Annotated in this window: 22 protein-coding genes and 1 pseudogene; 19 read left to right on the forward strand and 4 right to left on the reverse strand. The window is 68.6% G+C overall.

Translation table 11 applies throughout. The features are described 5' to 3' along the window. Nucleotides 1-47: 47 nt before the first annotated feature. Nucleotides 48-413, reverse strand: coding sequence for a Cd(II)/Pb(II)-sensing metalloregulatory transcriptional regulator CmtR (gene cmtR / locus V6S66_RS01030; protein WP_334204919.1), 366 nt, complete (start codon nt 411-413; stop codon nt 48-50). 551 nt (nt 414-964) lie between these two features. Between cmtR and V6S66_RS01035 the strand changes: the two genes are divergently transcribed. From V6S66_RS01035 to V6S66_RS01120, 18 genes and pseudogenes are all read left to right on the forward strand, one after another. Next, the gene (locus tag V6S66_RS01035; protein WP_334204920.1) at nt 965-1,576 is read left to right on the forward strand and encodes a TlpA family protein disulfide reductase; all 612 of its coding nucleotides are present in this window, start codon (nt 965-967) and stop codon (nt 1,574-1,576) included. Next, nucleotides 1,576-2,319, forward strand: a complete 744-nt coding sequence (locus V6S66_RS01040; protein WP_334204921.1) for a cytochrome c biogenesis CcdA family protein — start codon at nt 1,576-1,578, stop codon at nt 2,317-2,319. The genes V6S66_RS01035 and V6S66_RS01040 overlap by 1 nt, the downstream gene beginning before the upstream one ends. Nucleotides 2,320-2,515: 196 nt before the next feature. Further along, entirely contained in the window at nt 2,516-4,246 is a 1,731-nt protein-coding gene (locus V6S66_RS01045; protein ID WP_334204922.1) for a cytochrome c oxidase assembly protein, read from the forward strand. Next, nucleotides 4,243-4,827: a copper resistance CopC family protein gene (locus tag V6S66_RS01050; protein ID WP_334204923.1), complete on the forward strand. Its 585-nt coding sequence runs from the start codon at nt 4,243-4,245 to the stop codon at nt 4,825-4,827. Before V6S66_RS01045 ends, V6S66_RS01050 begins: the two co-directional genes overlap by 4 nt. After that, on the forward strand, nt 4,824-5,582 hold the full coding sequence (locus tag V6S66_RS01055) for a M23 family metallopeptidase (RefSeq protein ID WP_334204924.1): 759 nt from the start codon (nt 4,824-4,826) through the stop codon (nt 5,580-5,582). The genes V6S66_RS01050 and V6S66_RS01055 overlap by 4 nt, the downstream gene beginning before the upstream one ends. Nucleotides 5,583-5,666: 84 nt before the next feature. After that, on the forward strand, nt 5,667-6,026 hold the full coding sequence (locus V6S66_RS01060; protein ID WP_334207205.1) for an ArsR/SmtB family transcription factor: 360 nt from the start codon (nt 5,667-5,669) through the stop codon (nt 6,024-6,026). A gap of 83 nt (nt 6,027-6,109) precedes the next feature. After that, nucleotides 6,110-7,024, forward strand: a complete 915-nt coding sequence (locus V6S66_RS01065) for a cation diffusion facilitator family transporter (protein WP_334204925.1) — start codon at nt 6,110-6,112, stop codon at nt 7,022-7,024. Nucleotides 7,025-7,394: 370 nt separating this feature from the next. Then, nucleotides 7,395-7,862 (forward strand): DUF2231 domain-containing protein, encoded by a 468-nt coding sequence (locus V6S66_RS01070; protein WP_334204926.1) that lies wholly within the window; start codon nt 7,395-7,397, stop codon nt 7,860-7,862. A gap of 428 nt (nt 7,863-8,290) precedes the next feature. Next, complete coding sequence (locus tag V6S66_RS01075) at nt 8,291-9,205, forward strand: FAD:protein FMN transferase (RefSeq protein ID WP_334204927.1); 915 nt, start codon at nt 8,291-8,293, stop codon at nt 9,203-9,205. Between the two features lie 118 nt (nt 9,206-9,323). Continuing rightward, a pseudogene (locus V6S66_RS01080) lies at nt 9,324-10,212 on the forward strand (IS5 family transposase). Between the two features lie 62 nt (nt 10,213-10,274). Further along, nucleotides 10,275-10,733 (forward strand): hypothetical protein, encoded by a 459-nt coding sequence (locus V6S66_RS01085; RefSeq protein ID WP_334204928.1) that lies wholly within the window; start codon nt 10,275-10,277, stop codon nt 10,731-10,733. Then, nucleotides 10,733-11,971 (forward strand): NADH-ubiquinone oxidoreductase-F iron-sulfur binding region domain-containing protein, encoded by a 1,239-nt coding sequence (locus V6S66_RS01090; protein WP_334204929.1) that lies wholly within the window; start codon nt 10,733-10,735, stop codon nt 11,969-11,971. Before V6S66_RS01085 ends, V6S66_RS01090 begins: the two co-directional genes overlap by 1 nt. Continuing rightward, nucleotides 11,968-12,159: a ferredoxin gene (locus tag V6S66_RS01095; RefSeq protein WP_334204930.1), complete on the forward strand. Its 192-nt coding sequence runs from the start codon at nt 11,968-11,970 to the stop codon at nt 12,157-12,159. The genes V6S66_RS01090 and V6S66_RS01095 overlap by 4 nt, the downstream gene beginning before the upstream one ends. 54 nt (nt 12,160-12,213) lie before the next feature. Further along, nucleotides 12,214-12,957, forward strand: coding sequence for a VIT1/CCC1 transporter family protein (locus V6S66_RS01100; protein WP_334204931.1), 744 nt, complete (start codon nt 12,214-12,216; stop codon nt 12,955-12,957). A gap of 45 nt (nt 12,958-13,002) precedes the next feature. Beyond that, complete coding sequence (locus V6S66_RS01105; RefSeq protein ID WP_334204932.1) at nt 13,003-13,674, forward strand: response regulator transcription factor; 672 nt, start codon at nt 13,003-13,005, stop codon at nt 13,672-13,674. Between the two features lie 50 nt (nt 13,675-13,724). Next, complete coding sequence (locus V6S66_RS01110; RefSeq protein WP_334204933.1) at nt 13,725-14,996, forward strand: sensor histidine kinase; 1,272 nt, start codon at nt 13,725-13,727, stop codon at nt 14,994-14,996. A gap of 44 nt (nt 14,997-15,040) precedes the next feature. Then, nucleotides 15,041-15,886 (forward strand): COG4705 family protein, encoded by an 846-nt coding sequence (locus V6S66_RS01115; RefSeq protein ID WP_334204934.1) that lies wholly within the window; start codon nt 15,041-15,043, stop codon nt 15,884-15,886. Further along, nucleotides 15,883-16,524, forward strand: a complete 642-nt coding sequence (locus tag V6S66_RS01120) for a VTT domain-containing protein (RefSeq protein WP_334204935.1) — start codon at nt 15,883-15,885, stop codon at nt 16,522-16,524. The genes V6S66_RS01115 and V6S66_RS01120 overlap by 4 nt, the downstream gene beginning before the upstream one ends. A 382-nt stretch (nt 16,525-16,906) precedes the next feature. Here the strand turns inward: V6S66_RS01120 and V6S66_RS01125 are convergent, their stop codons facing one another. The 3 genes from V6S66_RS01125 to V6S66_RS01135 form a co-directional block, all read right to left on the reverse strand. Further along, nucleotides 16,907-17,482, reverse strand: coding sequence for a PIN domain-containing protein (locus V6S66_RS01125; protein WP_334204936.1), 576 nt, complete (start codon nt 17,480-17,482; stop codon nt 16,907-16,909). A gap of 25 nt (nt 17,483-17,507) precedes the next feature. Then, nucleotides 17,508-18,056, reverse strand: a complete 549-nt coding sequence (locus tag V6S66_RS01130; protein ID WP_334204937.1) for a helix-turn-helix domain-containing protein — start codon at nt 18,054-18,056, stop codon at nt 17,508-17,510. A gap of 137 nt (nt 18,057-18,193) precedes the next feature. Further along, nucleotides 18,194-18,748 (reverse strand): GNAT family N-acetyltransferase, encoded by a 555-nt coding sequence (locus tag V6S66_RS01135; protein WP_334204938.1) that lies wholly within the window; start codon nt 18,746-18,748, stop codon nt 18,194-18,196. A gap of 225 nt (nt 18,749-18,973) precedes the next feature. Here V6S66_RS01135 and V6S66_RS01140 point away from each other — a divergent pair, with 225 nt between their 5' ends. Continuing rightward, on the forward strand, nt 18,974-19,462 hold the full coding sequence (locus V6S66_RS01140; protein WP_334204939.1) for a hypothetical protein: 489 nt from the start codon (nt 18,974-18,976) through the stop codon (nt 19,460-19,462). The last annotated feature ends 18 nt before the right edge of the window (nt 19,463-19,480 follow it).

The raw sequence follows: 19,480 nt of genomic DNA on the forward strand, positions 1-19,480 counted from the left end.
GGACTCGAGCTCGCCCTCGACGGCTGGCGGCCCGCAGCACTCCTTGCTCACCGGCTCGCCTGCTCGGCCGGACCACAGCACAGCGGCACGCCGCAGGCGTCGTCGACACAGGCCACGCCATCGTCAACAGCCAGGACGGCCGTCATGAGCTGTTGGAGAGCGCGAGCGAGGTGCGGGTCGGCGATCTCGTACCGGGTGCGGCGGCCCTCGGGCACCGCCACCACGATGCCGCAGCCCCGCAGGCAGGCAAGGTGGTTCGAGACGTTGGTGCGAGTCAGTCCCAGGGTCTCGGCCAGGACAGCGGGATATCCGGGCTGCTCGAGCAGGTCGAGCAGGATCCTCGACCGCGTGTGATCGGCCATCGCCCGACCGAGACGATTCATGACGTCGACGCGAGTTGCAATGGTCAGCATGCGGTGACCATACATCAGATGCTGACCAATGGTCATGCCAGGCGCGAGTCCTACGAATTGTAGGAGTGGTCACTGCCGGATGACGCGATGTCGACCTCGTTCGGTATTGTCGCGGTATGTCACGTCCCGGACCCCTCGCGCTGCTGCGTGTGCAGAGGCTTCGGACGGCTACCGTCGTAACCGCACTTTTCCTGGCGTTGGCCTTGGCCGTCGGCTCCGGTTCCTCGCCGCAACAGGAGCCGGTCGCCGCTGACGTCCCGTCCTCCGCGACGTCCACGGTCGCCGACCAGGAGCCTGCCTCGGATCGAGGTGCGGTCGGCGGTCATGACGTCGGTGTGCTGTGCCTGGCCATCACCTGCCTGCTCGTCGTTCTCGCGCTCGTGGTTGCGTCCGCTCGGCGGTCGGACGGGTACCTGGGGCTCGCGGCACGACAGGTCCGAACGATCCTTTCGGTCCCGACCGGACTCCGTCCGCACCTCGGCCCGCTCGAGACTCCGACGCGGTGCTGAGCACAGGGCACAGCCCTGTCCTCAGCCACCTCCGGAGTTCCTATGCGCTTGGCAACAGCCTGTTCTGCTCGTCTGCGTCTCGTCGTCCGGCGCTCCATCGTCGCGACTCTCGTCGTCACTGCCGTCGCCAGCCTGAACGCGTGCTCGAGCGCGACGTCGACCGACGCCACCGAGGGCGGGTACGTCTCGGGTGACGGGTCCATCACCGTCGTCGCGCCATCGGAGCGTGAAGAAGCACCCGTCCTTGAGGGGACCGACCTCGACGGCGCCCCGCTCAGCACCGCGCAGTTCGAGGGCGACGTGTTGGTGGTCAACATCTGGGGGTCGTGGTGTCCGCCGTGCCGCAAGGAGACCCCTGAGCTGATTGCGTTGGCCGACGAGTTCTCCGGGAAGGGCGTGCAGTTCGTGGGCATCGCCATCCGGGAGGGCCGCACTGCCTCGAAGGCGTTCGCGACCAACTTCGGGATGAACTATCCCAGCTTCAGTGACTCTGGCGGCGAGATGCTGATCGGCTTCTCCTCCTCGCTGCCGGCTGTGGCCGTGCCGACGACCTACGTCATCGACGCGCAGGGGCGCGTCGCGGTGAGGTACATGGACCAGGTTGACGCGGGCATGCTGCGCGAGCTGATCCTCGACGTGCAGGAAGGACGCTGATGGACTGGTTCGGCACTCAGGTCTTCAGCGGTGGACTCGTTCTGGCCATTCCCATCGCGGTCCTCGCGGGGCTGGTCTCGTTCTTCTCGCCATGCATCCTGCCTCTGCTTCCCGGCTACCTGTCCTACGTCAGCGGACAGGCGGTCCAGGAGCTCGAAGGAAGTCCTCGACCGCGGGTCGCGCTTGGCGCTGCGCTCTTCGTTGCCGGCTTCACGGTCACCTTCATGTCGTACGGGCTGGCGTTCGGGGCCATCGGGTACCGACTGATTGAGCACCAGCGCATCGTGAACATCGTGCTCGGGCTGGTGATGATCGTCATGGGCCTGGTGTTCGCCGGCCGGTTCACCGTGCTGCAGCGTTCTCTCGGTCCCCGCCTCGTGCCCCGCCTCGGTCTGGCCGGTGCCCCGATCCTCGGCCTGTTCTTCGGGGTGGGGTGGACCCCGTGCCTCGGTCCGACATTGACCGCCGTGCTCTCGCTCTCGCTGACCGAGGGGAGTGCGGCGCGCGGAAGCCTGCTGACCGCGTTCTACTGCGTCGGGCTCGGGGTGCCCTTCATCATCGCGGCCGTCGCATACCGCCGGACGATGCGCGCCGCGCAATGGGCCAAGCGACATCACCGCTCGATCGCCCTGGTGTCGGGTGGGTCGATGGTGCTGGTGGGCGTACTCCTGATCAGCGGGCTCTGGCAGGAGCTCGTGAATCATCTGCAAGGTCTGATCTCCGGCTACGCGGTGGCGGTGTGAATCGATGACCGGTACTTCTCCTGCGCACGCTCCATCCGACACGTCGTCCCCGTCGTCGACAGGACTGTCAGTCGCCGTGCTGGCGACGGCGACCTTCGTTGCCCTGGTGCTGTCGATGATCTGGGCTGGTTCAGCGCCTCGCGAACCGGTACCAGGGCTTCCCGATCCTGGAGTCCTGGTCGGCTGGCTCGTCCCCGTGGCCTCGGCCGCGGCTGACCTGGCCGGCATCGCCACGATCGGGTTCCTGATCCTGGCGGCGGTGCTGCTTCCGTCGAGCGGTCGTGACGTCCAGGGTCTCGCGGTCGACGCCGTCCGTATCGCACGTCGAAGTGCCTGGGCGTGGGTGGTGGCGACCGTCGTGACGTTCGTCGTCACCGCGGCCGATGTCTTCGCCGTGACACTCGGCGGACTGCGCATGGACCTGCTCGTGGCCCTGCTGCGAGACAGTGAGGTGGGTCGAGGTATCGCACTTCAGGCAATGGGTGCGCTGGTGCTGGCGGTGACGCTGCGATGGGTCGTCGGGGTCCGGGCGCTGGCCGGATGGAGCCTCTTCGCCGTGGCCACTCTGCTGCCGTCGGCACTGACGGGACACGCTGCATCGGGCGGATCTCACTCCTTGGCGTCCGTCAGTCTCTACCTGCACCTGGCCGCCGTCGCAGTCTGGGTGGGGGCGCTCGCCGGGCTCGCCTGGATGGCATCGCGTGGAAGCAAACGGCTTGAGCCTGCGGTGCGCCGGTACTCGCGCGTGGCCATGGCCTGCTTCGTGGTGGTGGGCATCAGTGGCGTCATCAGCGCGATGGTGCGGGCCACGGACCTCGACCAGCTCATCTCCTCCGACTACGGCCAACTCGTCCTGCTGAAGGTGATCGCCCTGGTGGTTCTGGGTGCTTTCGGTTGGTGGCAGCGCCGTCGGATCCTGCGGTCCGGGGGTGGCTTCGCCCGGATGGCCGGCGCCGAGGTACTGGTCATGATGGCTACGGTCGGGGTGGCCGTCGCGCTCTCACGTACGCCCCCACCGGCGGGCAACGTGCTCCTGACCCCGTCCGAGGACCTCCTGGGCGGCCCGATGCCTCCGGCGCCGACGTTCGCGAACGTGGCGTTCGGCGTGTACCCGAGCGGGGTCGGACTAGCGGTGGTCGGCTTCGGGTCAGTCCTCTACCTGGTCGGTGTGCTGGCGATGCGACGCCGCGGGGAAGCCTGGCCGCTTCGCCGTAGCGCCGCCTGGACCGCCGGAATGCTAGTGGTCGCCTGGGCGACCGGCGGCGGGCTGGGCACCTACACCCACGTCCTGTTCAGCGCCCACCTGACCAGTCAGGCCCTGCTGGTCATGTTCGCGGCACCTCTACTGGTGCTCGGAGCCCCCGGTGCGCTCGCTGCGAGCGCACTGCCCGGACCGCGACAAGCCGGTGAGATCTCTCCGCGCGACCTGCTGCTGGCGGCTTGCTCGTCTCGAGCAGCGCGGCGCCTCGGACATCCCTTGTGCGGTCTAGTGCTCCTGTCGGCGACCGCTCTGATCCTTTACGGCAGCCCGCTGTTTGCCGCGCTGATGTCCAGCCTCCTGGGGCACCTTGGGATGGAGCTCTGGATCCTGACTGTCGGCCTCGTGCTGCACACGGGCCTATTCGGATCGAGCCTCTTGCCGGAGCTCGACCTGCGGCTCCGATCCCTCACGGCGCGCGTGGCCATGCTGCTGACCGCCGGGTTCGGCCTTGCCCTCCTCGCATCCGACACATCCGTCGGGCAGGACTACTGGGTCGCTTTGGCTCGTCCGTACGCAATGGACCTCGCCGCGGACCAGGAGCGCGGCGCGGTGATCTACCTCGCGATCGTCGTCCCGGTGCTCACCGTCATCTCGATCGCCCTGCTCCGCCGCTTCCGGAAGCGGCACCTTCAGTCAGCCGTCCCCCACATGAAAGAAGACCGATGATGTTCCCAGCCGCCCGGTGGTTCAGCCGCATGGTCGCCTTCCTCCTCCCCGTCGTGCTGCTCCTCCCCGTCCCCGCGAATGCGCATGACGCCCTGATCGAGTCCACTCCGGTAGAGGGTGCCCAGGTCGATTGGCACGAGGAGGCCGCCGTCTCCTTCCGCTTCAACAACGAGATTCTCGAGACCGCCGCATTCATCGCGGTGCTCGACCCGGCAGGAATCGAGGTGAGCACGGCGGATGCGGTCATCGCCGGTGACACGGTCTCGCGGGCGTACATGCCGACCACCGCCGGGACCTACACAGCGTCCTACCGGGTGACGTCTTCTGACGGTCACCCGATCGACGGTTCGATCACGTTCGTCCACGAGGGGCGACCCAACGCCGACTCCTCGACCTCCGAGGCTGATGACCGCGGCGAGGAAGCAGACAGTGCCGCAGGCTCTGGCGGTGCCGCCGGAGTGGAGGACGGCGACGGCGCGAGCAGCTCGGCCGTGATGCTCCGAGTGGTGGCGGCGCTGGTCCTGGCAGTGCTGCTCGCGTGGGCCTTCAGGACCATCAGGCACCGCCGGGGCGCTTCATGACGTCCCCGGCGCCCAAGCGTCGCCTGGACACCGGCCGTCGACGCACCACCGCCAGACGTGGGCGCCGGCGGGACGCCGGGCCCAGCTTCGGTCCGGCCTTGGCGGTGTTCGGGACCCTTGCCCTGCTGATCGCCGCCTGGGGGTCGGCGGCCTCGCCCGACCCGCCCGTGCCGGGCGCGCCGCCCGGCGACCGTCGGGCTTTGTCGGACACCGGCGGCACTGGCCAGGACGTCAGCCGCGACTTCGATCGAGAGCTTCTCGAGGAGCAAACACAGGCGCAGGCTGAGCAGCTCCTCCAGGCCCAGCAGGACCTCCTGGCGTCCTCGCAGGTCAAGGCCGACAAGCTCAAGGCCGATCAGTGGGTTCTGCCGGTCACGGGTTACCGGATCACCGGCCAGTTCGGCACCAGCAACGCCATCTGGGGGAACGGGCACAGCGGCCTGGACCTCGCAGGCCCCAGCGGATCGACCATCGTGTCCGTGGCGTCGGGGACCGTCGTCTCCGCGGGGTACGCCGGCAACTGCGGAAACATGACCCAGATCCAGCTCGACACCGACGACGTGGTGGTCAAGTTCTGCCACCAGAGCCGCATCATCGTGCAGGAAGGCCAACGGGTCCAGGCGGGCGAGACCGTCGGGTACACCGGCTCGACAGGTCGATCCACCGGACCGCACCTCCATATGGAGGTCAAGCCAGGCGATGGGCCGTCGGGTGACCCCGAGGCATACTTCCGCGAGCACAATGTCTTCCCCTGACGAGCCGACCGCAGGCATCACAGCCCGCGTGTCTGATTCGGGGTTGTCGGGAGACACGGACCGTGCAATCATCGTCGTATGGCGATGATAACTCCCGGGATCGATACTGAGCGTGAGACCGCGTTGACGGCGGCAGCGTGCCTGTTCCATGGGTTCAGTGACCGGTCGCGTCTGGTGATCCTCCAGCACCTCCTGCTCGGCGAGCACCGAGTGGTCGAGCTGACCGAGCACCTCGGCCTTGCGCAGTCGACGGTCTCCAAGCACCTGGCGTGCCTCAAGGACTGTGGGCTCGTCACGTCGAGGCCGGATGGACGTGCCTCGGTGTTCAGCGTGACGCACCCCGAGGCGACCACGGACCTGCTGTCTGCTGCGGAGAGGCTGCTCGACGTGACGGGATTTGCCGTCACTCTGTGCCCAACCCACGGGACCAGCGCGCACGACTGAACGGCTCGCCCACGCGGGCGAGCCGTGAAGCACGACACCGAACGAGTGAACGCTCGTCGGACAGCACGAACAAGGAGACCCTGATGGGCGCAGGACACAGCCACCCGCCGGCGCCGGCGGGTCATGCGGGGGGTCGGTACCGCCGCAAGCTCGCGATCGCGTTCGCGTTGATCTTCACCTTCTTCTTCGTCGAGCTCGTCTACGGGTTGCTGTCCGGATCCCTGGCGCTGATCTCCGATGCCGGTCACATGGCGGCCGATGTCGTGGCGCTCGGTGCGGCACTCGCCGCGACGAAGATCGCCACCCGCAAGGACACCACCGGGAGGCGCACGTTCGGCTCGTATCGGGCCGAGGTGTTCGCGTCAGGTCTGACAGTTCTGATCATGTTGGGCGTCTCGGTGTACGTCGTGATCGAGGCGATCAGCCGCATTGGCAACGACCCTGAGGTCTCCTCGACGCCGATGATCGTGGTCGGCGGCCTGGGCCTGCTGGTCAATCTCATCGTGATGCTGATGCTCCGAAGTGGCGCTGCGGAGAGTCTCAACGTCAAGGGCGCCTACTTCGAGGTCGTCGCCGACACGGCCGGATCCGTGGGAGTGATCGCCGCAGGCATCCTCATCGCCAGCACCGGTCAGCTGTGGTGGGACACGGTCGTCGCCCTCGCGATCGGCGTGTTCGTGGCGGTCAGAGCCGTCGTCCTCGGACGGCAGGTTCTAGCAGTGCTCGGACAGCACGTGCCTGAGGGGTTGCCGATCGATGAGGTCGCTGAGCGGCTCGGGGCGATCCCCGGCGTCACCGACGTCCACGACCTGCACGTCTGGGTTTTGACCTCTGGCATGAACGTGGCCACCGCTCATCTCGTCGGCGACAACACTGACGACCTGCCGCGGATCCTCGAATCGGCCAGGGCCATCCTCAAGGACGACTACCAGATCGAGCACGCCACGCTCCAGGTCGAGCAGGCGGCAGCCCGCGAGTGCCACGAGGTCGACTGGTAGCCGCCACGGGGCGCGTTCGGAGAGAGCACTGCGCGTCGCGGCGCAGTGACTGGCAACGTTGCTCCGACCAACCGCCACGGATTGCGTCCGGAATCGGACGCAATCCGTCAATGGGAGGCAGATCGCGGATTGGCGCATTCGATGCTCGAGCGAATCCCCTATCCTCCGCCAGAACTGCAGGGAAAAATCGGGCCTCGCACCTCCTCGGTGCGGGGCCCGATTTCGCGTTTGGTCTCAGTTGCTCGCGACTTTCACGTTTGCTTCACACTTTTACTTCCGCAGCTCCGACCGTGGGTTATCGCGGTCAGGTGGCGTGCAGGTTGAGGCGGCGAGGGTGGTCGCATGCCCTGTTCCTCGCCAGGAGGCTCCCATGCCTGAGACCGTGTTCGGACTCCCGCTCCACCCGCTCATCGTCCACGGCACGGTCGTGATCGTTCCCCTCGCGGCGATCACGGTGCTCCTGGCCGTGTTCTGGCCGAGGTTCAGGGACTGGGCGGGTCCCCTACCTGCGGGACTTGCGGTGGTGGGGCTGATCCTCGTGCCGCTGTCGACGTCCTCGGGGGAGAACCTCGAACGCAGCGTCGAGGAGACGAGGCTGGTCGAGAGGCACGCCGAGCTGGGCGACCAGCTCCTGCCCTTCGTCGCGGTGCTCGCGGTGGCGGCGATCGGACTGTGGCTCGCCCGTCGTCGCGAGCGCGCGGGCTCGTCGTGGCCGAAGGTCGTCGTGGCGGTGCTGGTGGTCCTGGCCGTGCTGGCGGCGGTCGGGACCGCGGTCCAGGTTGTGCGCATCGGCCACAGCGGTGCCGAGGCCGCGTGGAGCGACGTCTCGCAGCCCTGACTTCCGAGGTCGTCGGTCGTGCATGGAAGGCCCGTGGTCGTCCACAGGCAACGCCTGATTCGCAGTCAGGTTGTGTACAGGTCCGTCGACACACGATGGGTGTGGGAGAACGGCCATCGGTCGTTCGGAACACCAGCCCGATCCAGGGCAGAGAGTGCGGACACCATGAACACCTCACCCACGGCGCCACGAGCGGCACTCGCCGCTCGGGCGAGGAAGCACTTCGCGGCGATCGCTGCCTCCAGCCTTCTCCTGACCGGTGGTCTGGCAGCCGTCACGGCCGCGCAAGCGGCGACGGCCGAGCCGAGCTCGAGCACCCCGGGCGGATCTGGTCAGTCGTCAACGGGATCGAACGGATCGTCCTCCGATTCGTCCGGTCTGACCTCGCCGCAGCGCGGGTCGTCGCCCGACGCCGGGACCAACGCCTCATGAGCGCCTCGGCGGTCTGGCAGGACTGGACCTGCACCGTGCGACTGACCGTCACGGACGCGGCGGCCCTCGAACCCGCCCGGCGGTTCCTGGTCGACCTGATGGGAGAGGTCGAGCACGCGGTGAGCCGTTTCCTGCCAACGTCCGACCTCAGCTGCGTCAACGCGAGGACCGGCACCTTCGTGCCCGTCGGAGGTCGCACCCTCGCGCTCGTCGACGTCGCGCTCGACGCCGCCGCGGAGACCGAGGGACTCGTCGACCCGACTGTCGGCCTCCAACTGCTGACGGCCGGGTACGACCGTGACATCACGCTGGTGCGAGGCGGGATGCTCGAGAACAGCAGCTCCGATCGCCTGCCGGCGCGTGCTGACTGGCGCCAGGTCCGCGTCGACCACGAGCTGTCCCGCGTCGGCGTGCCCCGCGGCATGATGCTTGACCTCGGTGCGACCGCGAAGCCGTGGACGGCCGACATCGCCGCGCATACGATCGCCGCAGTCCACGGCACGGGCGTGCTGGTCGAGATCGGCGGTGACGTCGCCGTGGCGGGCCGGAAGAACGTGCCGTGGCAGGTCCACGTCAGCGAGGTCGCCGGCGGCGTCGGGGAGCAGATCGGGCTCGCCCACGGAGGGCTGGCGACCTCGTCGACCGTGGCCCGCACCTGGAACACGCCGGCCGGCACCGCACACCACATCATCGATCCGCGCACCGGCCGCCCCGCCGACGGACCGTGGCGCACCGCCACCGTCTGGGCCCGCAGTGCCGTGGACGCGAACACTGCGAGCACTGCGGCGATCATCCTCGGGAGTGACGCGGAGGCCTACCTGACCGAGCTCGACCTTCCGGCCCGCCTGGTCGACCACGAGGGTCGCGTCCGCACCGTCGGCGCGTGGCCGGCGAACGTCGAGGCGGCGTGATGACCGTCTGGTACCTGGCCCGCGCGCTCGGCATGGTCGCCCTCGTCGCCTTCACCGCCTCCACGGTGCTAGGGCGTGTCTGCTAAATATTCGCGGTGGGGTGGCCGAGGCTGGTCTCATGGTGCGTATGGGCGTGATCAGTGACGACCTCTGGGCTGTGATCGAGGCGGCGATCCCGGCTGATGCTGGGCGGCGTGGACGGCCGTGGAACGATCACCGGCTGACGCTGGAAGGGATCTGCTGGCGGTTCCGGACGGGGTCGCCGTGGCGTGATCTGCCGGAGGTCTTCGGGGCCTGGCAGTCGGTCTGGGAGCGGCATCGCCGCTGGTCAGCGGACGGAACCTATGAGCAGATGTTCGTCGCGGTCAAGGACGCATCCGGTGTCAGCATCGCTGATCTGGATGCGCTGGTGCTGTCGGTCGATTCGACCAGCGCGAAGGTTCATCAGCACGCTGCTGGCGCGCCTCGAGGGGTAAAAAAGGGATGGATCGAACTACAAGAATCTGCCCGCCGAGCCAGCTGACCACGCGATCGGTCGATCCAGGGGTGGTCTGACGACCAAGGTCCACGCCCTGTCCGACACGGCATGCGCGCCGGTCACGGTCCTGCTGACGGCCGGTCAGGCTGGCGACAACCCGATGCTCTGGCCGCTCCTCGAAGCCCACCGAACGACCAGCCGGGCCCCGATCCGGGTCCTGGCCGACAAGGCCTACTCGCACAACTCGACCCGCACGCGGTTGCGGCAGATGCGGATCCGCCACACGATCCCGGAGAAATCCGACCAGATCGCGTGGCGCAAAGCGAAGGGATCAGCTGGCGGCAGGCCGCCAGCGTTCGACGCCGACCTCTACCGCCAGCGCAACACCGTCGAGCGCGGCTTCAACCGGCTCAAGCAGTGGCGCGGCATCGCCACCCGCTACGACAAGTACGCCACGACCTACCTCGGCGGCATCACCCTCGCCAGCCTGATCACCTATCACCACACCCATTTACCAGACACGCCCTAGGCGCCCTCGCCTCGGCACGCTCGCGTCCGACGAGCTGGGCGGCGATCGACCGCCACTTCCTGATGCAGATGGCCCACCGCTCGGCCGCCATCACCGGGCTCCTCGCCCTGACGGCGCACGTCGTCGTCCTGGTGGTCGACAGCCACCTCGACGTCAGCGTGACCGGCGCCCTCGTGCCGTTCGCCGCCGGGTTCGAACCGCTCGCACTGGGCCTCGGCACCCTCGCGACCTACGCGATCGTCCTGGTCGCCGTCACTGGCGCCGCCCGCGGACGCCTCGCCGCCTCGGCCCGCGCCGCTCGCAGGTGGCGGTCGGCGCACGTCGCCGCGTACGCCGGCTGGGCGTTGTCGATGGGGCACGGCCTGCTCGCCGGAACCGACACCGGAACGATCTGGTCGACCGTCATCTACGTCGCCTGCGCAGTGGCTGTGATCGTCGCCATCGGGGTCCGCCTGTTCGGCCTCGATCGGACGGCGAACCAGCCGCTCGCCACCGCCCGCCGTCTCGCGAGGAGCGCCTGATGACCGTGACCGACAGCCCCACGACCGCCCCGTTCCGACCTCTCGGTTCACCCCGGGTCCTCGCGGGGATCTCGGCAGGCCGGGCCCTCACCTGGGCCGAGCACCGCGCCATCCACGGAACGCCGGCACTTCGGGCTCGTGCCTGGCTCACCGACGCGGCACGCGCCGTGAACCTCCTCGGCCGTGGCGGAGCGTCCTTCCCGGTCGTCGTCAAGATCGAGGCCATGCCGCTCGGCGGCCCGATGACCGTGCTCGTCAACGGAAGCGAGGGGGAGCCGGCCAGCTACAAGGACCGCGCCCTCATGACCGTCGCCCCGCACCTGGTGATCGACGGTGCCCTTGTCATGGCTCACGCGCTGTGTGCGAGCGGCGTGACGATCGCGGTCCACGACCACCTCGCTCACGCTGCACTGACCAGGGCGCTCGCTGAGCGACCGGACGCGGGCACCGTCGTGCTGGCCCACACCCGCACCGGGTTCGTCGCGGGAGAGATTCGCGCCGTCGTCACCGGCCTCAACACGGGGCTCGCTCGACCGGGCGGTCGTCGGGAGCTCCCGCACGACCACGGCCTTGCGGGGCGCCCGAGCTTCGCCTCGAACGTCGAGACCTTCGCCCAGATTGCCGTGCTCGCACGGCTCGGCCCGGCCGGGTACGCCAGCACCGGGAGCCGCGACGAGCCGGGCACCAGCCTGGTCACCCTCGTGGGCGACGTGGTCCAGCCGGGCGTCCTCGAGGTCGCCAATGGCACGCCGCTCGCGGACCTGCTGCCCGGTCGACCGGACGCCCCCGTCCTCGTCGGCGGGTTCCACGGCACGTGGGTCCGCTCGACTGCCGGACTGACGATCGACCGAGCCGCACTGCGCGCCTCCGGTTCGCCGCTCGGCGCCGGTGTCATCGCGCGCCCACTCGCTGGTACCTGCGTGCTTGCCGAGGTCGCCGCCGTGAGCCACTGGCTGGCCGACCAGTCGGCCGGCCAATGTGGCCCCTGTTTCTTCGGCCTGCCCGCACTGGCCGACGACGTCCGCGCGTTCGCCGCCGGGCGAGGCTCCGATGCCCAGCTGCTCCGCCGCGCGGGACAGGTTCGAGGACGGGGGGCCTGCGCCCACCCGGACGGCGCGGCGCAGTTCATGACCTCCGCCATCGGTGCGCTGGCCGACGACATCGCCGTCCACCGGGCCCACGGCTCGTGCGGCCGTCCGCCGTCGAGCATCTTTCCGCTCCCGAGGAGGACTTCATGACCGCGATCGCCGTGGACTGGACCCGCTGCGACGGGCACGGGATCTGCGCCCGCCTCCTCCACGAGAAGATCACCCTCGACGAGTGGGGGTTCCCGCTCATCACCGACCCGGAGATCGAGCCGTACCTGGTCGGGGCCGCCCGGCAGGCGGTCGCCGCGTGCCCCGCGCTCGCCCTCCGCGTCGAGTGAGTGAGCCAACCGGCACCGGGAGTACCGTCGCCTCACCGACCGCGAGGACATGCCATGCCTGACGACTCCGAGCTCCGACCCGTACCCCGTTCCGGAGCCCACGAGGGTGAGCCGCACGACGCCGCGATGGGGGCTCGGCTGAACTGGTTGCGGGCCGGGGTTCTCGGGGCCAACGATGGCATCGTGTCCACCGCTGGCCTCGTCGTGGGAGTCGCGGGGGCGTCTGCCGCGCGGGGCACGATCTTCACCGCAGGGCTGGCGGGTCTGGTGGTCGGCGCGGTGTCGATGGCGCTCGGGGAGTACATCTCCGTCAGCAGCCAACGCGACAGCGAGCGATCGCAGCTGGAGCTGGAGACCCGCGAGCTCCAGGAATCCCCGGAGGACGAGATGGCCGAGCTCGCCGGTCTCTATGAACGCAAGGGACTCTCGGCCGACACAGCGCGCCGCGTGGCCGAGGAGCTCACCGCGCACGACGCGCTCGCGGCCCATGCCGACATCGAGCTGGGCATCGATCCGGACGAGCTCACGAGCCCGATCCAGGCAGCGGTGGCCTCGGCGATCTCATTCACCGTCGGTGCCACGCTGCCGCTCGCAGCGATCATGCTCGCGCCCGCGTCGACCAGGGTGGTGTGGACCGTGCTGATCGTCCTGTTCGCCCTTGCCGTCGCTGGCCTTGTGAGCGCGCGGATCGGGCACAGCAGCGTGCGTCTCGCCGTGACTCGGGTCGTCGTGGGCGGCGCAGTCGGACTGGCCGTGACCTATGCGATCGGCAGGCTCTTCGGCACTGCGGTCGCCTAGCGGACCTGGCACGTTCACCACACACGGCCTTCGAAGGAGTGCACGATGGGCGACGTGACCCGTATCGGCATCTGTGAGGACGACGGCGCCGTCCGCCGTGTGCTCACCGACGCTGTCCGGATGCACGGCCACGAGGTGGTCATCGCGCGCAACGGCCAGGAGGCCGTCGCCAACCTCGGCGTCGAGTCCGGGGTCGACGTCCTCGTGATCGACATCGGTCTGCCGGACGCCGACGGCCGCGACGTCTGCCAGGCGCTTCGCGCTTCCGGCCAGCACGCGCCGGTGCTGTTCCTCACGGCGCTCGATGCTGTCCACGACCGGGTCTCGGGCTTCAACGCCGGCGGCGACGACTACGTCGCCAAGCCGTTCGCCGTCGCCGAGGTCCTCGTGCGGCTCGACGCCCTGACCCGCCGATCCCGTGCAGTCCCGGACGTGGCCACGGGACTTCGCCTCGACCCCGGCCGCTTCTCGGTGCGGCACGGCGACCTCGAAGAGCGGTTGACCCCCACCGAGTACCGCTTCCTCGCGGCGCTCGCCGCCCAGCCCGGCACTGTCATCCGCCGCCGCGCCGCGGTCGTCGCGGCCTGGCCCGACGGGACGCTCGTCAGTGAGAACACGATCGACTCCTACGTCCGTCGTCTCCGCGTGAAGCTCGCCGCCGTCGAGTCACCGGTGAACCTGGAGACCGTGCGCGGCGTCGGGTTCGTGCTCCAGTGAACCTACGAAGGACGGGTCTACGCGGTCGGATCGTCCGGTCCACGGCGCTGGTGACCGCCGTCGCGATGGCGGCTGTGATCGGCACGGTCCTGCTGGTCCTGGCGGCGCTGACGCGCAACAGCGTCGACGCGGCCCTCGACGACCGCCTGGAGCTGGTGACCTCGGCGGTCGAGACGGGTGACGACGGCACGATCCGCGAGCTCCAGGCACCCGATGACGCGATCGATGACGCGATCTGGATCTTCGACTCCTCCGGACAGCAGGTCCAGGGGCCCGACGCGGGCCGCAACGTGCAGCAGACGGCCGAGTCGCTGGCCCAGGTGACCGAGCGCACGACGCTCGAACGCCGGGAGCGGCTCTACCTGGCTGCACCGATCACGGCACCGGGCGCCAGCTCGCCGAACGGGGTCGTGGTCGTGGCGGAGTCGCTCGAGCCGTACGAACGCACGCGCAACCAGGTCGTGGTGGGCCTGGGCGTGCTGGGGCTGATCGTCACCGCCGGCTCGAGCGCGATCGCCGCCTGGACGGTCCGTCGCGCCCTGGCCCCGGTCGAGTCCATGGCGACACGCGCGGAGGAGTGGAGCGAGCACGACCTCGACTCCCGGTTCACCTCCACGACCGACGGCGGCGACGAGATCGCGGCACTGGGCGGCACCCTCAACCACCTCCTCGACCGCGTCGCGGGCGCTCTGCGCAGCGAGCAACGGCTGACGGCCGAGCTCGCCCACGAGCTGCGCACCCCGCTGACCGCCATCAGGGGCGAGGCGGAGATCGCGCTCATGTTGTCTCCCGACGATGCGGTCGCGCAGCGGCTCCGGGAGGTCGTGGACCTCGTCGAGCGGATGAGCGGCACGATCACGGCGTTGTTGGACGTCGCCCGCGGCGAGTCCGACCGCGACTCCAGCAGCGACGCCCGGCAGGTCATCGCCGCGGTGCTGGACGGCCACCCTCGGCGGGGCTCCGTCAGCGTCGCCACCGAGATCGCCGACGGCATCGGCGACGCGGCGGCCCCGGCGGCCCTGGTGACCAGGGCGTTGGCGCCTCTGGTCGACAACGCCTTCGCCCATGCCGCCACGAGCGTCACCGTCACCGCGGGGGTGAACGACCGGTTCGTCGAGATCAGCGTCCGCGACGACGGACCCGGGGTCGCGGTCAGCGACGGCACTGATCTCTTCGCCCCCGGCTCCCGGGGACCCGAGAGCACGGGAGCGGGGCTCGGCCTCGCCCTCGCACGACGGGTGGCTCGCTCGCTCGGCGGCGACGTCGTGCTGACGTCCGACCGTGACCCCACCGTGTTCACGCTGACCCTGCCTCGCGGCTGAGCGCAGTCAGGTGGCGTGCAGGTTCGCGCGGCCACGGTGGCTCTATGACCCACAGCTCACCTGATCCATACCGGACCACCGTCGTCACCGGCGACGCAGCTCCCGCCCACCGCACCGACCGTGGTGCCTGGACCACGACCTTGGCCACCAAGGTGCCGGAGGTCGTCCTGCTGTTCTGGGTCGTCAAGATCCTCTCGACGACCGTCGGCGAGACCGCGGCCGACTTCCTCTCCGGCAACCTCGGACTCGGGTTGCCGGCCACGACCGCGATCATGAGCGTCCTGCTCGCCGCCGCTCTCATCGCCCAGTTCTCGGTCCGCCGCTACATCCCGTGGGTCTACTGGCTCACCGTCGTGCTGGTCAGCGTCGTCGGCACGCTGTTCTCCGACAACCTCGTCGACAACCTTGGTGTGAGCCTGTGGACCACCACGGCGATCTTCAGCGCAGGACTCGTGGCGGCCTTCGGTGCCTGGTACCGCAGCGAGCACACCCTCTCGATCCACACGATCGTCACGCGGCGCCGGGAGGCGTACTACTGGGCCGTCATCCTCTTCACGTTCGCCCTCGGCACCTCCGCCGGCGACCTGATCGCCGAGCGTCTCGCCTTCGGCTACGTCCCATCGGCGCTGATGTTCGGCGCAGTCATCGCCCTGATCCTGGTGGCCCACCTCAAGCTCGGCCTCAACGCCGTCGTCGCCTTCTGGGCCGCGTACATCCTGACCCGCCCGTTCGGTGCGTCGATGGGGGACTTCCTCACCGCCGCGCCGAAGGACGGCGGGCTCGGCCTCGGCACCAATGCGACCAGCGCGATCTTCCTGGCCGTGATCGTCGCGGCCGTCGCCTGGTTCACGGTGCAGGAGCGGCGCGAGAACCGTGAGGTCGCCGCATGATCGCCCTCGTGACACCAGCCCTGGTGGTGCTCGGGCCCCTGGCTCTGTTGCTGGTGATGGCGATCGTCTTCGCGGAGACCGGCCTGCTCGTGGGCTTCTTCCTTCCCGGTGACTCCCTCCTGTTCATCACCGGCGCACTCGTCGCCTCGCACGTCATCCACCTCCCGCTCGGGCTCGTGGCCCTGGCCGTCGTCGTCGCGGCGGCAGCAGGAGACCAGGTCGGCTACCTGATCGGTCACCGGTGGGGTCCGAGGGTCTTCGCGCGACCCGACTCGCGACTGTTCCGACAGGAGCACGTGGCCGTGGCCGAGGAGTTCTTCCTCAAGCACGGTCCGGTCGCCGTGATCTCGGCTCGGTTCGTGCCGGTCGTGCGCACCTTCACGCCCGTTGTCGCCGGGGTCGCGATGATGCCGCGCCGGCGCTTCACGACCTACAACATCATCGGCGCTCTGGCGTGGGGGATCGGCATCGTCGTCACCGGCTTCTTCTTCGGCGGCATCCCGTTCGTCGCCCACCACATCGAGCTCATCGCGATCGGGCTCGCTCTGCTCTCGCTCGCGCCCGCGTCCATCGCGTTCCTGCGTCGCCGTCGTCCGGACCCGATGCTCGCAACGAGCGAGGTCGGCCACGTCGTATGAGCTGAACGCGGTTCGTGAAGGAGGATGACGAACTCTCGGTCAGTCACAACAGGTTCTGTCCGGTAGCGGACGCAATCTGTCATGGGAAGGCAGGTCTGGAGTGGCCACCGACGATGCTGCTCGAGCCGCATCCTTCTTCGATCGCCTTCGAACTTCGCGCGGGGGGGGGGGGGGGGGGGGGGGGGGGGGGGGGGGGGGGGCGGCGGGGGGGGGGGCGGGGGGGGGGGGGGCTGCCCCCCCCCCCCCCCCCCCCCCCCCCCCCCCCCCCCCCCCCCCCCCCCCCCCCCCCCCCCCCCCCCCCCGCCCCCCCCCCCCCCCCCCCCCCCCCCCCCCCCCCGCCTTCTTGCGATCCTGAGCGGACTCGGCGCTCGACAGTTAGAAGTCAGCCGACGATCGGCCGCAGGATCTCGTCGACCTCGTTCATCCCGTAGCGGGCGACGAGGATGTCGAGGATCCCTGCAGGGGTGTGTGGGGTCCGGGTGTGGCGGGCGGACAGCTGGTCGAGGGCGCGGACGGCGCTTGCGGGGTTCACGTCAACAGCGTCGGCGGCGAAGTCCCGGGCGCTGATGATCTGGATAGTGGACGGCACCGCCGCGGACGGGAAATCCTTGAGGTTCTCGGTGACAATCGCTCCGGCGCCTCCGATGACGGCTGCGGCGAGGACATGCTCGTCGTCGATGTCGGGCAGACCGAACGTCCCTTCGAGAGCCTCCCAGTCTTGAACGATCGCGTCGCCAAAGGCGTAGCGCATCTGATCGAGCAGGAAGTCGGCTGTAGCTGCTGCGTCCGTCTCGTTCGCGCCGCGATCGATCAACTTCAGCTGCTCGTGACGATGCAGTTCCGCAAGGATCGCTTCGCTCCACAGCGGCCGATAGAGACCTTCGATCGCCAGAGAGAGTAGGAAGTCGCGTTGCAGGCTCGGCCAGAGGACGCAGGTGTCGAGGACGGCCCCGAACATGCGCCCATCCTGACATCGGCAATGCTCAGTCTGCGGTTGTGGTCTGAGCGTTTGCCCGGCGAGTGGCGCCAAGTTCGGAGCGAACCTTCTTCAAGCGTGACGCAATCACTTCGGACGATTCGGTGTCGTCGTAATCCGCTGCGGTGTCCATGAGCGCTTGGTACTGCGCCTCTCGACGAACGGCGCGGTATGCGAGCACATCGTCGAGCTTGACCAGCCGACGACGCTTGCCGGGAGTCTCGTATGGGATCTGTCCGGCATCGAGGAGCTTCACGACCGTGGGCCGGCTGACGCCGAGTAGATCCGCGGCCTGCTGCGTGGTCAGGACCGTGTTTTGCGGGGCGACCGTTACCGCCTTCCCGCGCTGCATCGCCTGAAGGACCTGGTGAAGGACCTGGTAGGCGTGCTCAGGGATCTCAACTTGCTCGTGCTCGCCGGGGCCGATCATCAGGTAGCGGGGCGCCTGCTTACTCCCAGTCTTGGCTTCGAGGCGACTGATGAAGCTCAGGACCTCGGCGACCTCGTTGGCGTCGTCGGGCAGGTAGGTCTGCTGCTCCAGCGGCTGTACCGTCATGTTGGCTCCTTGTAACGAAACTATCGTAACTGGTTTCGTTACTTTCGCAACTCTGCCTCGGAGCGACTGGAGCAATGCTCCCCGTGAGATTCTTTCGAGCATCTCCGCTCGAAAGCCCGTACGGGCGCCGTGGTGAGCTAATTCCCTGGGCGCTTGTAGAAGTAGAACTGAGGCATCTGTGCGTCGCGCTTCATCCACGACTTTCCGAGCAACGGCGGCAGGGGCTGGAAGTCCGGAACGATCTCGAATCCGTGGCGGCGGTAGAACTCTCGAAGGCGGTCAGTTTCCAGATTCACAGTGACGTTGCCGAACCAAGCTCTGACGCCTCGATGTTCAAGTTCGGAATCGAGCCACTGAATCAAGCGTGACCCGTATCCGCGGCCGCGAGCACTCGGCTGAACCGCGACTAGGTCGAGTTCGCTGTGCTTGTCCAGCAGGCCGATTACGCCGAACGGATCTCCGCGTCCAATGCGGCTGGCCATGATCGCCGCTGAGGCGAGTTCTGTCCTGCAGGACATTGCCGCTGCAAGCAGTGAGCCCTCTGCGTCTCGAATCAACGGCAAGAGGGGGGCGTAGAGATCGTCGTGCTCGACTCGGGGCACGGCGTCGTCTGAAATGCCCTCGAAGACGTGACTGAACAGCGCCTGCAGTTCGGCCCGTTCGCTGTTTGTCTCCGCCAGTTCGATAGTCACAGCCCGAGACTATCTACGCGGTAGGACATATCGCGGTGGCAAAAAACAGTGCCGCACCAGCCGCAACCCCGGTGATGCACGCCCTTGCCTTCTGGGGTTGGGCACGTCGCACCTCGGTGGGCGCTCGCGTGCGACGGTCGATCGAGGCCACGGCGAGGGTGGATGTTGAGTGACCGGTGAAACGCGGTCTCCGAACATGTCGGTGGCGGCCTCGATGCTCTGGGGATGGTCAGCCTCGACAGTCTTCTCCAGGGCGCGTTCGCGTCTGTCATTGCATTACTTGGTGCCGTCTTCTCGGCGTACCTACTGATTCGCCATGAGCGGCAGGTGCGACAGCAGGACCGCCAGTTCGAGATCGAGCAGGCTGCTCACAATGAGCGGATCGCGGCTGCCGTCGCCTTAGCTACGGCAGCTCAGCACTTCGTTGCGGAGGTCACTACCCCGAGGCTGTTCGTCGGCGCGGCTCGAGTTGCGCTCATCGCCGACGGCGCTCGATTCAGCGCTGCCGTGGCGACCACAAATCCGAAGGTCGCGACGTGGGCGATGGACCTAGTCGCTGAGACCCTGCGTGCCCACAAGTCCTACGCAAGGTTCGCGCTCTTGCCCGGTAGCAAGCGACGCAGAAAGGCTGCACTGGCGCCAGCTAGCCACTTCATTGGGTGGCTTCGTACGTGGATCGCTGCAGGCGGAACCAGCGATGACCCGCCGCGGTGAGATGGGTCTGTTCTGTTG

Origin of the sequence: Aeromicrobium sp. Sec7.5 (assembly GCF_036867135.1) — a bacterium.
GTDB lineage: Bacteria > Actinomycetota > Actinomycetes > Propionibacteriales > Nocardioidaceae > Aeromicrobium.